Source organism: Actinomadura rayongensis (assembly GCF_009831215.1).
Classification (GTDB): Bacteria; Actinomycetota; Actinomycetes; order Streptosporangiales; family Streptosporangiaceae; genus Spirillospora; species Spirillospora rayongensis.
This window is the reverse complement of record NZ_WUTW01000003.1, coordinates 399416-412712: the sequence shown is the minus strand read 5'-3', so window position 1 is coordinate 412712 and position 13297 is coordinate 399416. Positions and strand designations below refer to the sequence as shown.

Sequence of the window (13297 nt, the reverse complement as noted above, 5' to 3'; positions counted from 1 at the left end):
CCGCCGCTGTGCCCAGGGTCACATTGGCGAGTCTCTTTACTTAGGTTAGCCTCACCTAAGTTTTGTTGATCCGAGTGTCCCGGAGGCGTGCCGCATGGCCGTTGAATCGACCACCGCGGCGCCGTCCGGCCGACGCCGCACGCGCCGGAGCGTGCGCAAGCGAACGAAACGGGCGCTCGTCGTGACGCACCGCTGGGCGTCGCTGATCCTCGGCGCTGTGCTGCTCGTCGTCACGACGTCCGGCGCGGTCGTGCTGTACGCGCCGGAGTACTTCCGGGCCACGCACCCGGCGCTGTTCCACCACACCGACAGCGCGCGTCCGCTCAGCCCGGGGCAGGCGCTCGACGTCGTCCGGCGGGCGCACCCCGAGTTCCCCGCGACGATGGTCAACTTCGACCACGGCGTCTACGAGGTCGGGAGTTCGGAGGGGAGCGGCCCGCTGTACGGCGTCGACCCCGGCACCGGGCGCATCACCGGACGGGCCGACGCCAACGGCGGCTTCATGGGCTTCATGGTCAACCTGCACGCGTGCGGGCTGACCTGCGCGGGCTACCCCGGGTACGTGCCGTGGTTCGACAAGGCGATGCCGACGTTCGGGCAGTCGTGGATGAAGGACGTCAAGGTCGGTGGCTTCGTCCTCGCTTTCACCGGCGTCGTTCTCCTGCTGCTGGCGCTGTCGGGCGTCGTGCTGTGGTGGCCCGGTGTGCGCCGCTGGCGGCAGGGCTTCCGCGTGCGGTTCGGCCGGGGGCGGTTCGCCCGCGACTACGACCTGCACCAGGTGGTCGGCCTGGCCGTCGTGCCGTTCCTGCTCATGTGGAGCGTCACCGGCGTCAGCTTCGAGTTCCCCGCCGTGAGCCGCGCCTGGTACGCGGTCACCGGCGGCCGGACGGTCGCCGAGCCCGTGTTCGCGTCGGGCGCGTCGTCCGGGCCCGACATCACGGTGGACGCCGCCGTCGCCTCCGCGCTCGGCGCGCTGCGTCCCACCGAGCCCGCCGGGACGCCCGACCGCGTCGTCTACGTCAGCCTGCCCGACGCGGACGATCCCGCCGGGTACTACGACGTCATCGTGGCGCGCGGCCTCGATCCCTGGAGGTACGGGGTGTATCCGGGGCAGGTGTCCGTCGGCGTGGACCGCCACGATCCGCGGCACGTCGCCGTGCTCAACCCCGCGCACGGGCCGACGCTGTCGAACACCGTCTGGGACCAGTGGCGCGCGCCGATGTTCCACTACGGCTACTCGGTCAACGGGTGGTGGCGGCTGGTCTGGCTGCTGTTCGGGCTGAGCCCGCTGGTGCTCGCCGCGACGGGCGTGTCGACCTGGCTGTACCGGCGCGGCACCCGCCGTCGCCGCGCCGCCGCGCGCGCGGCATGACCGCGCCGTTCGGCGCGGCCGTCGTCCTGTACGGCGTGCTGCTGGCCGTCCTCGCCGGGTGGTCCGCGGTCGTGGGACGGCCCCGTCCCGGCGCGCTGCCCGCCGGGCTCGTCGTCCTGGAGGGGGCGCTGCTCGTCCAGGCGGGCGTGGACCTGGCCGGCCCGCGCGCCGCCGAGCCCGGCGTGCACCTCGGCTACCTCGTGACGTCGGTGGTCCTGCTGCCGGTCGCCGGGACGGCGTTCGCCCGCGACCGGGGCCGCTGGGCCTGCGCGGCGCTCGCCGCCGTGTGCGTCGCCGTCGCCGTCGTCACCGTCCGCCTGCACGCCACCGGCGCCCCCCGTGCCTGACCGCCCCGTGCCCGACCGACCCGTGCCCGACCGACCCGTGCCCGACCGACCCGTGCCCGACCGTCCGGCACGTCCGGTGCCTGACCGGGGCGGCGCGGGGCCTGCGCGTGCGCTGGCGGCGGGGTACGCGCTGTTCGCGCTCGCCGCCGGGGCGCGCGGCGCCGTCCAGCTCCTCACGGACGCCGGACGGGCGCCCCTCGCCTACGCGCTGTCGGTGGGCGCCGGGCTCACCTACCTGGCGGGAGCGCTGCTGCTGGCCGGGGCCGACCGCCGTCCCCGCCTGCGGGCCGCCGCGTGCGCCCTCGCGGCGGCCGAGTTCGGCGGAGTCCTGGCGGTCGGCACCCTCAGCGTCCTCGTGCCGTCCGCGTTCCCGGACGCGACCGTCTGGTCGTGGTACGGCGCGGGGTACGGGTTCGTCCCGCTCGTCCTTCCCCTGCTGGCGCTGCTGTGGGGATGGATCAGCCCTTGTGGGACGCGGGCTCGGGGGACTGGGCGGCCTGCTGCTCGGGGGCGCGGTAGCGCTTGACGCCGAGGCACGCCGCCGCGCCGACGAAGATCAGCAGGATCGGCATGAGCATCGTGGGCTTCATCGCGTCCACCAGGCCGTGGGTGAAGACCTGGCCGCCCAGCTCCTGGAGCTTGTGCGCGACCGCCTGCGGCACCCCGGGCGGGGGAGCGGTCGTCTGCTGGGACGTCCCGACCTCCAGCCCGCCCTTGCCCGCGTTCGCGAAGCCCTGCACGAACTGGCCCCGGTACTGCGGGGGCAGCTCGGCGGACCGCTTGACGGCCTCGTCCCGCAGCGACGACGCGAGCTGGTTCTGCAGCAGCGCGCCGACGGCCGCGCCGCCGACCACGGACCCGATCTGCCGGATCGTGTTGTTCACGCCGGACGCGGCGCCCGCCAGCATCGGCGGGACGTTGCGCGTCGCCTCGGTCGCCATCGGCGCGAACACGCCGCCGATGCCGATGCCCGCGAGGACGAACGGCGGCATGAACGCCACCCACGACGTGTCGGTCTTGGCGATGAGCACGACCCACAGCATCCCGAGCCCGTACAGGGTGAGCCCGCCGAGCAGGATGAACCGTCCGCCGACGCGGTCCGACAGCCGTCCGGCCAGCGGCGCGAGGAACATCGACACGATCGAGGACGGCGCCATGATCAGCCCGGCCTCCAGCGCGCTGTGCCCCTGCGCGGACTGGAAGTAGAACGTCAGCGGCAGGAAGATCCCGAGCATGCCGATCGACACGATCGCGCCGATGGCGCTGAGGATCGAGAAGTTGCGGTCGGCGAACAGCACGAACGGCATCAGCGGGTCGCGGTCCTGGCGCATCTTCTGCTGGACGAGGAACAGCGCCAGCAGCACGACCGACGCGCCGATCAGCGCCCAGATCCACGCGGCCCAGTTGTACTTCTGGCCCTCGGTCAAGCCGAACACCAGGCAGAACAGCGTGGCGCTCGCGAGGACGACGCCGGTGATGTCGAACCGGTGCCGCGCGCCCTTGATGTGCGCGGGCAGGATCGGCAGCGCCATCACGAGCACGAGGATCCCGATGGGCAGGTTGACGAAGAAGATCCACCGCCAGTCCAGCGCGCTGACCAGCAGGCCGCCGATCGTCGGCCCGGCGATGGTGGAGATGCCCGCGACGCCGCCCCAGACGCCGAGCGCCGCGCCGCGCTTCTCCGGCGGGAACGTCGCGATGATGAGCGACATCGTCTGCGGCATCAGCATCGCGGCGCCGAGGCCCTGCACGGCGCGGGCGACGATGAGCTGCGTCGGGTCCTGCGAGATCCCGCAGGCCAGGCTGGCGAGCGTGAACAGCGCGACGCCGGCGACGAAGAGGTTCTTCTTGCCGAGCAGGTCGCCGAGGCGGCCCGCGGTGATCAGCAGCACCGCGAGGACGAGCGTGTAGGCGTTGGTCACCCACAGGATCTCGTCCAGGGACGCGTGCAGTTTGTCGGTCATGCTCGGGATCGCGATGTTCACGATCGTCAGGTCGAGCAGCGTCATGAAGAACCCGAGGGACAGGGTGATGAGGATCGCCCACGGGTTTCCGCGCCATCTGGTCAACTGGACTCCTCGGTGGAGGGACGTTCGGGGGAGCGGGACGCGTCGGCGTCCCGGAAGGTGAGGCGGCCGGTCTCCAGGTCGTCGGCGAGCGCCCGGCAGAACTCCAGCTCGGTGAGGAGCTGGGCGATCGTCAGCTCGTGGTCGAGGAGCTTGTAGCGCTCCAGACCGCGCTTGTCGAACGCCTCCTGCATGGTGAGGTGGCCCGCCAGCGACGCCTCCAGCGCGATGACGCGGCGCCGCAGCAGCGCGGCCACCTCGCTCTCGGGCAGGAGGTTGACGAAGGCGAGCGCCGTCCCGAACAGCGGAAATTCGGGGTTCGGGCGGGAGAGCAGCTCGGCCATGCGGAGTTGGGCCGCGTCGCGTCCCGTCGTCGTGACGGCGTAGACCGTGCGTTCGGGCCGCCGCCCCTCGCGGTTCGTCTCGACGGGCTCGATGAGCCCGGCGGAGGCGAGCCGCTCCACCCAGTGGTACAGCGCGCCGTGCGTGATCTTCACGGCGGCGTCGTAGTGGTGGTCGCGGATCTGCTGCTGCATCTCGTACGGGTGCATCGGGCGGTCGCACAACATGCGCAGCACCGTGAGCGCCAGGGGGGTCAGGGGTCGGCCCACGCGGGCCACCGTCCTCGTCGTCGGTTCGGATTGATCTGTTTGGATTAGTTTATACCGACGAGGTCGGACATTTTCGGCTCACCCGTGTAACAGCCGACCGCCCGTGCGGGCTTCCCCGCAGGTCAGGCCTTGAGCGCGGCCTCCAGCTGGTCCAGCGCCCAGTCGAGGTCGTCGCGCTCCACGACGAGCGGCGGCGCGAGGCGCAGCGTCGTGTCGTGCGTCTCCTTCGCCAGGACGCCCAGCTCCATCAGCCGCTCGCTGACCGGCCGCGCGAGCCCGTTCAGCTCGATGCCCGCCCACAGGCCGCGTCCGCGCACCTCCCGGACCATCCCGAGGTCCAGCGCGCCGAGCCGGCCGTGCAGGTGCGCGCCGAGGTCGCGGGACCGGGCCTGGAACTCGCCGGTCTTCAGCATCGCGATGACCTCGCGGGCGATCGCGCAGGCCATCGGGTTGCCGCCGAACGTCGAGCCGTGCTCGCCCGGCTTGTAGACGCCGAGGACGCCGGTGTCGGCCACGACCGCCGAGACCGGGACGATGCCGCCGCCGAGGGCCTTGCCGAGGACGTAGACGTCCGGCACCACGTCCTCGTGCTCGCACGCGAACGTCGTGCCGGTGCGGCCGAGGCCGGTCTGCACCTCGTCGGCGATCATCAGCGCGCCGCGCTCGTCGCACAGGTCCCTGACGGCCCGCAGGTAGCCGGGCGGCGGCACCAGCACCCCCGCCTCGCCCTGGATCGGCTCGACCAGGACGCCGACGGTGTTCGCGTCCATCGCGTCGCGCAGCGCGTCCGCGTCGCCGTAGGGGACCGTCCGGAACCCCGGCGTGTACGGGCCGTAGGATGCCTTGGCGACCGGGTCGGTGGAGAAGCTGACGATCGTCGTCGTCCGGCCGTGGAAGTTGCCGACGAACGTGACGATGTTCGCTTGGTCCGCCGGGACGCCCTTGACCTCGTACCCCCACTTGCGGGCCGTCTTCAGCGCCGTCTCCACCGCCTCCGCGCCGGTGTTCATCGGCAGCACCATGTCCTTGCCGCACAGCGCGGCCAGCTCGGCGCAGAACGGGCCGAACTGGTCGTGGTCGAACGCGCGGCTGACCAGCGTCACCCGCCCGAGCTGCCGCTCGGCGGCGGCGACGAGCCTGGGGTTGCGGTGCCCGAAGTTGACGGCCGAGTACGCCGACAGCATGTCGAGATAGCGCCGCCCGTCCACGTCGGTGACGAACGCCCCGTCCGCCTCCGCGACCACGATCGGCAGCGGGTGGTAGTTGTGCGCGCTGTGCTCGTCCGACAACCGCCGCAACCGCTCGGTCTCAGCACTCGCCCCGGTCTTCTCGCTCATTGTGCCTCCCCGGCGGTCGGTCGTCCGTCCTTCAGCGTACGTTCGGTGCGGGCGCCGGACGGGGGCCGAACAGGCACTTCGGAGCGGATGTTGGCCGCGTCTTGACGGATCGTCCGGGTCACAGCACGGCCGCATTTCGTGCGCGAAGCCGTGGTTTTTAGTAGAAACAGGGGGCCGCACCCCCTTGGAGGCCCTATGCCAGCGCCCGTTCCGGTGTATGAGCCCCGCACGCCGGAGGATCCGCCGCTCATCGGCGGGTACCGCGTCCTCGCCCGCATCGGCGCGGGCGGGATGGGCCGCGTCTACCTCGCCACGACGCAGAGCGGACGCAAGCTCGCCATCAAGGTCGTGCGGCCCGAGTTCGCCGAGGACCCCGAGTTCCGGCGGCGCTTCCAGCAGGAGATCGCCGCCGCGCAGCGGGTGCAGAGCTTCTACACCGCCCCCGTCATCGACGCGCACGCCGACGGCCCGCAGCCGTGGCTGGCCACCGCGCACGTGCCGGGGCCGTCGCTGGCGCAGACGGTCGTGGAACTCGGTCCGCTGCCGGAGGCGTCGGTCCGGGCGGTGTTCGCCGGGGTCGCCGAGGCGTTGCAGGCCGTCCACGCGGCGGGGGTGGTGCACCGGGACCTGAAGCCGTCCAACGTGCTGCTGGCGCCGGACGGTCCGCGCGTCATCGACTTCGGCATCGCCCGCGCCGCCGACACGACCCCGCTCACGCGCACCGGGATGCGGATCGGCTCGCCGCAGTACATGGCGCCCGAGCAGGCGCTCGGTCAGCCGTCCACCCCGGCGATCGACATGTTCGCGCTGGCGGGCGTCGTGCTGTTCGCGGCGACCGGACGGACGCCGTTCGGCGAGGGCCCGGCCGAGGCGGTGCTGTTCCGGGTCGTCCACGAGGAGCCGGTGCTGGACGGCTGCCCCGAGAGCCTGCGCGACCTGGTCGAACGCTGCCTCGCCAAGGACCCGGCGGACCGTCCGACGCCGCGCGACGTCCTCGACGCCCTGGACGCCGGCACCGAGCCGCCCGGCGCGGGCTGGCTCCCCGAGGACGTCACGCGCCGCCTCCCCGCCTACTCGGCCGAGCCGCCGCGTCCGATGGGGCCGCCGACGAGCGGTCCGGGGTTCGATCCCGTCCCGGCGCCGCCCGCGGGGGCGCCCGTGCCGCCCGCACCGTCCGTCCCGGCCGTGCGGCTGCTGCTGCTCGCGCTCGCGGCGGCGGGCGCGGTGATCGTCGTGCTGGCGGTGGCGCTGGTCGTGCTGCGGCCGTGGGAGCGGGACGCGCCGGACGCCGCCGCGCACCGTCCGTCCGCGTCCCTGCCCGCCGCGCACGAGTCGTCCACCGCGACGCAGACGGCCGGCCCCGACCTCGGCGGCCCGACGCGGCCCGCGCCCGGCGGCGTCGGCACGCAGCTCGGCCACTACGCCGACATCAACCTGAGCAGCGGCTACGCGATCAACCTGAGCGACGACCCGAAGCACCCGAAGGCGTCCAGCGGCGGCGAGGACCTGCGCTACGACGGCACGCTGTGGGGCGACCGCCTGTCGGTGCTCGCGCCCGGCCAGCCCGGCGGCTACGAGGCGTGCCGCGACAACACCCGCTACGCCGACTACCTGGGCGACGACTACCTCATCAAGGGCAAGAGGATCTGCGTGACGACCGAGAGCGGCCTCGTCGGGCTGGTGGAGGTGCGCGGGACGGGCGACAAGCCGTCCGCCTACCTCGCCTTCGACCTGACCGTCTGGCAGGGCGTCCCGCCCACCCCCGGCGGCTAGCCGGTTACCGATCGGTAGGCTGCCTGCCATGACCTCCTTCGCCACCGCCGACCTCATCGACGACTTCGGCGACGAACTGCGGAGCTGCGAGACCCAGTTCCGCCAGTTCGGCGCCCGCACCGCCTTCGCCGGCCCGGTCGCGACCGTCCGCTGCTTCCGCGACAACGGCCTGGTGAAAAAGCTCCTGAACACCCCGGGCGAGGGCCGGGTCCTGGTGGTGGACGGCGCCGCCTCGACGGCCTCGGCCCTCATGGGCGACCTGATCGCGGCGGCGGCGGTGGCGAACGCCTGGTCCGGTGTGGTGATCAACGGCGTGGTACGCGACGTGGCGACCCTCCGCACCCTGGACCTGGGCATCAAGGCCCTGGGCTCCAACCCCCGCAAGAGCGCCAAAGACGCCGCGGGCGCGGTGGACGTACCCGTGGAGTTCGGCAACGTGGAATTCCGCCCCGGCGACTGGCTCTACAGCGACGAGGACGGCATCGTCGTGGCCTCCCGCAGCCTCCTCTGACCCCCGAGCCCCGCGCCCGTCCGTCGCGGCTCGGGGGCATCGGGCGGGCGGCGCGGGTCAGCGGGAGTAGTGCTCCACCACGAGCTGCTCGTCGCAGATGACCGGGATCTCGGTGCGTTCGGGGAGCCGGGTGAAGCGGGCCGTCAGCGCGTCGATGCGGACGTCCAGGTAGGGCGGGACGTTCTCGGCGTGCGCCCCGGCGGCGGCGATCTGGAACGGATCCATGTTCCGGCTGCGTTCGGCGATCGTGATGACGTCGCCGGGGGCGAGCCGGAAGGACGGACGGTCCACGCGCCGCCCGTTCACCAGCACGTGCCGGTGGACGACGAACTGCCGCGCCTGGTAGATCGTCCGGGCGAACCCGGAGCGCAGGACCAGCGCGTCCAGGCGCCGTTCCAGATCCACGAGCAGCGCCTCGCCCGTCTTGCCCCCGGACCGGGCCGCCTTGTCGAAGGCGTTGCGGAGCTGCGTCTCGCGGATGTTGTACTGCGCCCGCAGCCGCTGCTTCTCGCGCAGCCGCACCTTGTAGTCCGTCTCCTGCTTGCGCGCGCGGCCGTGGACGCCGGGCGGGTACGGCCGCGCCTCGAAGTACTTCACGCTCTTGGGCGTCAGCGGGATCCCGAGCGCGCGCGACAGCCGGACCTTCGGCCGGGGGTTGTTCATGGTCCTCCTTCGGTGGTTAGGTAAGCCTAACTTAGGTCACCCTAACTCAATGGGAGGATTCCGTGGACCAGCAGCGGACCGTGAGCGGGCCGTCCCCCGCCGAACGCGCGCGCACCCTCGCCTACGGGGTGGCGGGCGGCGTCCTCGTCACGCCCGGTGTCCCCTACGCGCCGATCCCCGCGCACGTCACCGGCAGGGACGGCGCCCCGCTGCTGCTCCTGCCCGCCGCGTCGCCCGTCGCGACCGCGCTCGTCGGCAACGAGGACCTGCCCGCCACGCTGCGGATCTCCGACGTCGCGCCGGTGCCGTTCCCCGACCGGGTGCGCGGACGGGCCTGGCTGCACGGCTGGATCAGCGAGGTCCCGCCCGCCGGACGCAAGGACGCCGCCCGACGCCTCGCCCGCCTCCACCCGCGTCCCGAACTGCTCGACCTCGCGCGGACGGACGGCGGCGACCACGTCCTGCTCACCCTGGACGTCGCCCAGATCGAGGTCGACGACCCCTGGGGCAGCGCAACGGTCGAACCCGAAGAGTTCGCCCAGGCCAGCCCCGACCCGTTCGCGGCCATCGAGGCGGGCGTCCTCACCCACCTGGACGGCTGCCACCGCGCCGAACTGCGCCGCCTGCTGCCCGACCTCGGCGCGCCCGCGCCCGACGTCCGCCCGCTCGGCCTGGACCGGCTCGGCCTCTGGCTGCGCTGCGCGATCCCGGACAAGGACGCGCCCGAGCCGTTCGACCTGCGCGTCCCGTTCCCGCACCCCGCGCACGACCTGCCGAGCCTCCGGCACGCCTACGCGCGCCTCTGGCAGGCCGCCGCGAAGTGACTATTGAGGGAAGCCCGGTGACTACAGGTAGAAGCCCGTCGCCGACCCCGCCGGCGTCTCGGGCTTCGGCCGGCGCTCGCCCTTGCGCAGCGCCGCCAGCTCGGCCAGCGTCGCGCCGTCCGCCGCGATGTCCGGATCGGGGACGGCCCCGTCCAGCCAGTCCAGCGACTCGGCCCGGGTGAGCGGCCCCACCTCGATCTGCGCCAGGCACCGGCCCGGACGGACGACCGCCGGATGCAGCCGCGCCAGGTCCTCGTTGGTGGTGATGGCCACCAGGACGTCCCGGCCCTGCCCGAGCATCCCGTCGGTGAGGTTCAGCAGCCGCGACAGGCCCTGCCCGGTCGACTGCTTGGCCTCGCCGCGGATCAGCTCGTCGCAGTCCTCCAGGATGAGCAGCCGCCAGCGGCGCTCCTCGTCGTCGTCCTCGCCGACCGCGACCTCCATGAGGTAGCTCGGCGTGCCGAACAGCGACTCGGGGTCCAGGACGCAGTCGGCCTGGCACCAGTCGCCCCACGCCCGCGCGAGCGCCCGCAGCGCCGTCGTCTTGCCGGTGCCGGGCGGGCCGTGCAGGAGCAGCAGCCGGCCCGCGACGTCCTCGCGGCGCAGCGCCATGACGTCGTCCAGCGCCGCCGCGACGGGCGCGGTGTAGTTGCGGCGGATCTCCGTCCACGAGTCGGCGCTGATGGCCCGCTCGGTGCGCACCGGCCCGTGCGCGCCCATGTGCCAGAAGCCCATCTCGACGTTCTGCTCGTCGGTGCGCGGCGGGTCGCTGGCGTCCCGGACGGACTCGGCCAGGATCGCCTCGGCCAGCTCCTCGCTCTCCGCCGACACCGCGACGTGCGCGTTGCCGTGCTTCCAGCGGCTCGCCAGCAGCGTCCAGCCCTCGCCCTCGGCGAGGACGGTGTCACGGTCGCGGTCGCGCGCCGAGCGCAGCACCCGCGCCGACTCCGGACGCAGCGGCGCGTCGGCCCGGACGTGCTCGATCCGCGCCGACCGCGACCACGGCTGGTCGCCGGACGCGAACGGCCGCATCGACAGCATCCCCATCACGTCGGCGGGCGAGCAGGTGTCGTCCACGCTGAGGATCACGGGAAGCGTCAGGTCGGCGCCGGAGGCCGTCGCGACCTCGGGCGCCTCCACCAGGTGCAGGAACTCCCGCGGGCGTTCGGTCATGGGTTCGATGATCGAGTCGGGGCGGCCGGGGCGTCCACCGATTTAGCCGTGCCCGTGCCGCTCAGGCGGCATCACCCTCGCGGCGCTCGGCGCGCTCGGCCCGGCGGGCGGCCCGCGCGTCGGCCTCGGCGCGGTCCAGCTCGGCGGCCTCCTCGGGCGTCGGGGCGGTGCCGCCGAGGTAGGCGGGCTGCCACCAGCGGTCGTCGCCGGCCGGCTCCTCGGGGTACTCGCGCTGCGCCTTCTCCAGCAGCTCGCTCATCCGGGCCTGGAGGTCGGCGGTGACCTGCGCGTAGTCGTCGCCGCGCTTGGGGTACATCGGCTCGCCGATGAGGATGGTGACGGGGATGTTCCGCTGGAACAGCCGCCGCTTGCGCCCCTTCGTCCACATGCGCTGCGGCCCCCAGATCGCGATGGGCAGCAGCGGGACGTCCGCGGCGACGGCCATCCGCACCGCGCCGCTCTTGATCTCCTTGACCGTGAACGACCGGCTGATCGTCGCCTCGGCGAACACGCCGACGATCTCGCCGCCCTTCAGCGCGGTGAGCGCCGCCTTGTACGACGCGGCGCCCGCGTCCCGGTCGACCGGAATGTGATGCATGCCCCGCATGAGCGGTCCGGAGATCCGGTTGTCGAAGACCTCCTTCTTCGCCATGAACCGGGTGAGGCGCCCGGCGGGGTGGACCGCGAGGCCCGCGAAGATGAAGTCCAGGTAGCTGACGTGGTTGCTCACCAGCACCGCGCCGCCGGTCGCCGGGACGTGCTCGGTGCCCTCCAGGCGGAACTTGATGTTCAGCGCCTTGAACAGGGCGAGCGCGGTCTTGATCACCGGCGGGTACACGATTTCGGACATGGAAGCACCGTACTTGAGCGGCGGCCCGTCGGCGACAGGGTGGGCGGGATCCGCGCCCCGCCGGGGCCGTCGGCGATACGGTCACTCCGAGGGGTCCCGCGCGGCCCCCGAACTTTGAGAAGGTTGACCCGTGGCCCGGCACGGACGAGAAGGGAGGCGGCGATGAGCGTGGAACCGCTGGACGTGGCTGCGGACGTGCATGCGCTCATCCGCGACCTGCTGCCGGTGGTGGCCCCGTCGGGGTGGCTGGACGGCGGCACCTCCGAGGTCGTGCTGCCCGTCGGCCGGTCCGAGGCGCGCGCCACCACCTGGACGCTGCTGGAGCGCTGCGCCCGCGCCGAGCCCGCGCGCTGGCCCCGGCTGACGGACGCGTGGATCCGCGAGATCGCCGACCGGGCGTTCCTCGCGGTGGGGGAGATGGAGCTGTTCGGGGACGTCCGGGAGCTGCTGCGGCTGCGGATCGTCCCGAAGCTCGCCCCGCGCGACCGCGAGGGCCTGGTCGTCGTCCCGGCGGGCGACCACTTCGACGCGATGGTGATGATCGAGCACCCGCGCTACGGCGGGCCGCTGACGCGGGCGCGCGCGGGGCTGCTCGGGCTGCGGCGGCTCGGGTACGTCATGACGAACACGCATGACCGCGAGCTGGCCGACGTCGAGGTCCGCGACCAGCCGCTCCTGCCGGGACGCAACGTGCGGGTCGTCACCAAGCCCGGCAACCGGTACGTGTCCGCGCTGCTCAGCGAGGTGGACCAGTTCCTCCCGCCGCCGAACGAGCACGGCGCGCTGGTCGGCGTCCCGTGCCACAGCACGCTGCTGCTCTACCCGATCACCTCGACGGCCGTCCGGAGGGTCCTGCCGGTGTTCGCCGAGGTCGTCGCGGAGATGCACGCCGCCGCCGACGACCCGTGCGCGCCCGGCGTCTACTGGAGCCACGGCGAGCGCCGGCTGACGCCGCTCGGCCAGAACCCCGAACGGCCCCGCGACGGCGAGTTCGCGGCGATGCTGCGCCGCGTCCCGGACGAGGGCTAGGACGAGGGCTAGGGCAGCTTCCAGTCGACCGGAGCCGCGCCCTGCCGCTCCAGCAGCGCGTTGGCGCGGCTGAACGGACGGGAGCCGAAGAAGCCCCGGTCGGCCGACATCGGGCTCGGGTGCGCGGACTCGATCGCCGGGACGTTCCCGAGCAGCGGCTTGGCGTCCCGCGCGTCCCGGCCCCACAGGATCGCGACCAGCGGCCGGTTCCGCGCGGCGAGCGCCCGGATGGCCTGCTCGGTGACGGCCTCCCAGCCCTTGCCGCGGTGCGACGCGGGCTTGCGCGGCAGGACGGTCAGCGCGCGGTTGAGCAGCAGGACGCCCTGGTGCGTCCACGGCGTCAGGTCCCCGGTGGACGGCGCGGGCAGCCCGAGGTCGTTCCCGTACTCCCGGAAGATGTTGACGAGGCTGCCCGGCAGCGGCCGGACCTCGGGGGCGACAGAGAAGCTGAGCCCGACGGCGTGTCCCGGCGTCGGATACGGGTCCTGCCCGACGATCAGCACGCGGACCTCGTTGAACGGCTGCTGGAACGCCCGCAGGATGTTCGCTCCCGCCGGGAGGTAGCGGCGTCCGGCGGCGACCTCGGCGCGCAGGAAGTCGCCCATCGCCGCGATCCGGTCCGCCACCGGCGCCAGGGCCTCCGCCCAGCCCGCCTCCATGATGTCCGCGAGGGGTCGTGTCATGGGACTCCACTGTAATGGCGCACGCCACACCGCGGCCGGGAATGCCCGGACGTTCCCG

The 13297-nt window shown here is 73.3% G+C and carries 14 protein-coding genes; 7 read left to right on the top strand and 7 right to left on the bottom strand.

All coding sequences use genetic code 11. From position 1 onward, the window contains the following. Positions 1 to 151 precede the first annotated feature (151 nt). From GQ466_RS18755 to GQ466_RS18745, 3 genes are read left to right on the top strand one after another with little or no spacing between them, the layout of a single operon-like run. On the top strand, positions 152 to 1372 hold the full coding sequence (locus GQ466_RS18755; protein WP_161104254.1) for a PepSY domain-containing protein: 1221 nt from the start codon (positions 152 to 154) through the stop codon (positions 1370 to 1372). After that, positions 1369 to 1719 carry a hypothetical protein gene (locus tag GQ466_RS18750; protein ID WP_161104253.1) on the top strand — a complete coding sequence of 117 codons (351 nt, stop codon included), beginning with the start codon at positions 1369 to 1371 and terminating at the stop codon, positions 1717 to 1719. The genes GQ466_RS18755 and GQ466_RS18750 overlap by 4 nt, the downstream gene beginning before the upstream one ends. A gap of 37 nt (positions 1720 to 1756) precedes the next feature. Beyond that, on the top strand, positions 1757 to 2245 hold the full coding sequence (locus GQ466_RS18745; protein ID WP_337193537.1) for a hypothetical protein: 489 nt from the start codon (positions 1757 to 1759) through the stop codon (positions 2243 to 2245). On the opposite strand, the gene GQ466_RS18740 is transcribed toward GQ466_RS18745, so the two are convergent. From GQ466_RS18740 to rocD, 3 genes are all read right to left on the bottom strand, one after another. Continuing rightward, positions 2178 to 3788: an MFS transporter gene (locus tag GQ466_RS18740; protein WP_161104252.1), complete on the bottom strand. Its 1611-nt coding sequence runs from the start codon at positions 3786 to 3788 to the stop codon at positions 2178 to 2180. The two genes, GQ466_RS18745 and GQ466_RS18740, sit on opposite strands and share 68 nt — an antisense overlap. Then, positions 3785 to 4396 carry a helix-turn-helix transcriptional regulator gene (locus GQ466_RS18735; protein ID WP_161104251.1) on the bottom strand — a complete coding sequence of 204 codons (612 nt, stop codon included), beginning with the start codon at positions 4394 to 4396 and terminating at the stop codon, positions 3785 to 3787. Before GQ466_RS18735 ends, GQ466_RS18740 begins: the two co-directional genes overlap by 4 nt. Before the next feature lie 122 nt (positions 4397 to 4518). Next, positions 4519 to 5733 carry an ornithine--oxo-acid transaminase gene (gene rocD / locus GQ466_RS18730; RefSeq protein ID WP_161104250.1) on the bottom strand — a complete coding sequence of 405 codons (1215 nt, stop codon included), beginning with the start codon at positions 5731 to 5733 and terminating at the stop codon, positions 4519 to 4521. Between the two features lie 195 nt (positions 5734 to 5928). Between rocD and GQ466_RS18725 the strand changes: the two genes are divergently transcribed. Then, complete coding sequence (locus GQ466_RS18725) at positions 5929 to 7506, top strand: serine/threonine-protein kinase (protein WP_202420726.1); 1578 nt, start codon at positions 5929 to 5931, stop codon at positions 7504 to 7506. A 28-nt stretch (positions 7507 to 7534) separates the two neighbouring features. Next, complete coding sequence (rraA, locus tag GQ466_RS18720) at positions 7535 to 8017, top strand: ribonuclease E activity regulator RraA (RefSeq protein ID WP_161104249.1); 483 nt, start codon at positions 7535 to 7537, stop codon at positions 8015 to 8017. A 57-nt stretch (positions 8018 to 8074) separates the two neighbouring features. Here the strand turns inward: rraA and rpsD are convergent, their stop codons facing one another. Then, positions 8075 to 8680 (bottom strand): 30S ribosomal protein S4, encoded by a 606-nt coding sequence (gene rpsD / locus GQ466_RS18715; RefSeq protein WP_161104248.1) that lies wholly within the window; start codon positions 8678 to 8680, stop codon positions 8075 to 8077. A gap of 62 nt (positions 8681 to 8742) precedes the next feature. Here rpsD and GQ466_RS32865 point away from each other — a divergent pair, with 62 nt between their 5' ends. Then, entirely contained in the window at positions 8743 to 9504 is a 762-nt protein-coding gene (locus GQ466_RS32865; RefSeq protein WP_161104247.1) for a DUF2470 domain-containing protein, read from the top strand. Between the two features lie 21 nt (positions 9505 to 9525). On the opposite strand, the gene GQ466_RS18705 is transcribed toward GQ466_RS32865, so the two are convergent. Beyond that, positions 9526 to 10677 (bottom strand): DUF5925 domain-containing protein, encoded by a 1152-nt coding sequence (locus tag GQ466_RS18705; RefSeq protein WP_202420725.1) that lies wholly within the window; start codon positions 10675 to 10677, stop codon positions 9526 to 9528. 61 nt (positions 10678 to 10738) lie between these two features. Next, positions 10739 to 11527, bottom strand: a complete 789-nt coding sequence (locus GQ466_RS18700) for a lysophospholipid acyltransferase family protein (RefSeq protein ID WP_161104246.1) — start codon at positions 11525 to 11527, stop codon at positions 10739 to 10741. A gap of 162 nt (positions 11528 to 11689) precedes the next feature. Between GQ466_RS18700 and GQ466_RS18695 the strand changes: the two genes are divergently transcribed. After that, positions 11690 to 12556 carry a hypothetical protein gene (locus tag GQ466_RS18695; RefSeq protein WP_161104245.1) on the top strand — a complete coding sequence of 289 codons (867 nt, stop codon included), beginning with the start codon at positions 11690 to 11692 and terminating at the stop codon, positions 12554 to 12556. Positions 12557 to 12564: 8 nt separating this feature from the next. On the opposite strand, the gene GQ466_RS18690 is transcribed toward GQ466_RS18695, so the two are convergent. Continuing rightward, entirely contained in the window at positions 12565 to 13239 is a 675-nt protein-coding gene (locus tag GQ466_RS18690) for a uracil-DNA glycosylase (protein ID WP_161104244.1), read from the bottom strand. Positions 13240 to 13297 lie beyond the last annotated feature (58 nt).

What these genes read in the sequence shown, in the direction of transcription:
- GQ466_RS18690 (WP_161104244.1), bottom strand. Translation starts at nt 13,239, where the DNA reads ATGACACGACCCCTCGCGGACATCATGGAGGCGGGCTGGGCGGAGGCC.
- GQ466_RS18705 (WP_202420725.1), bottom strand. Translation starts at nt 10,677, where the DNA reads ATGACCGAACGCCCGCGGGAGTTCCTGCACCTGGTGGAGGCGCCCGAG.
- GQ466_RS18725 (WP_202420726.1), top strand. Translation starts at nt 5,929, where the DNA reads ATGCCAGCGCCCGTTCCGGTGTATGAGCCCCGCACGCCGGAGGATCCG.
- rraA (WP_161104249.1), top strand. Translation starts at nt 7,535, where the DNA reads ATGACCTCCTTCGCCACCGCCGACCTCATCGACGACTTCGGCGACGAA.
- GQ466_RS18695 (WP_161104245.1), top strand. Translation starts at nt 11,690, where the DNA reads ATGAGCGTGGAACCGCTGGACGTGGCTGCGGACGTGCATGCGCTCATC.
- GQ466_RS18750 (WP_161104253.1), top strand. Translation starts at nt 1,369, where the DNA reads ATGACCGCGCCGTTCGGCGCGGCCGTCGTCCTGTACGGCGTGCTGCTG.
- rpsD (WP_161104248.1), bottom strand. Translation starts at nt 8,680, where the DNA reads ATGAACAACCCCCGGCCGAAGGTCCGGCTGTCGCGCGCGCTCGGGATC.
- GQ466_RS18700 (WP_161104246.1), bottom strand. Translation starts at nt 11,527, where the DNA reads ATGTCCGAAATCGTGTACCCGCCGGTGATCAAGACCGCGCTCGCCCTG.
- rocD (WP_161104250.1), bottom strand. Translation starts at nt 5,733, where the DNA reads ATGAGCGAGAAGACCGGGGCGAGTGCTGAGACCGAGCGGTTGCGGCGG.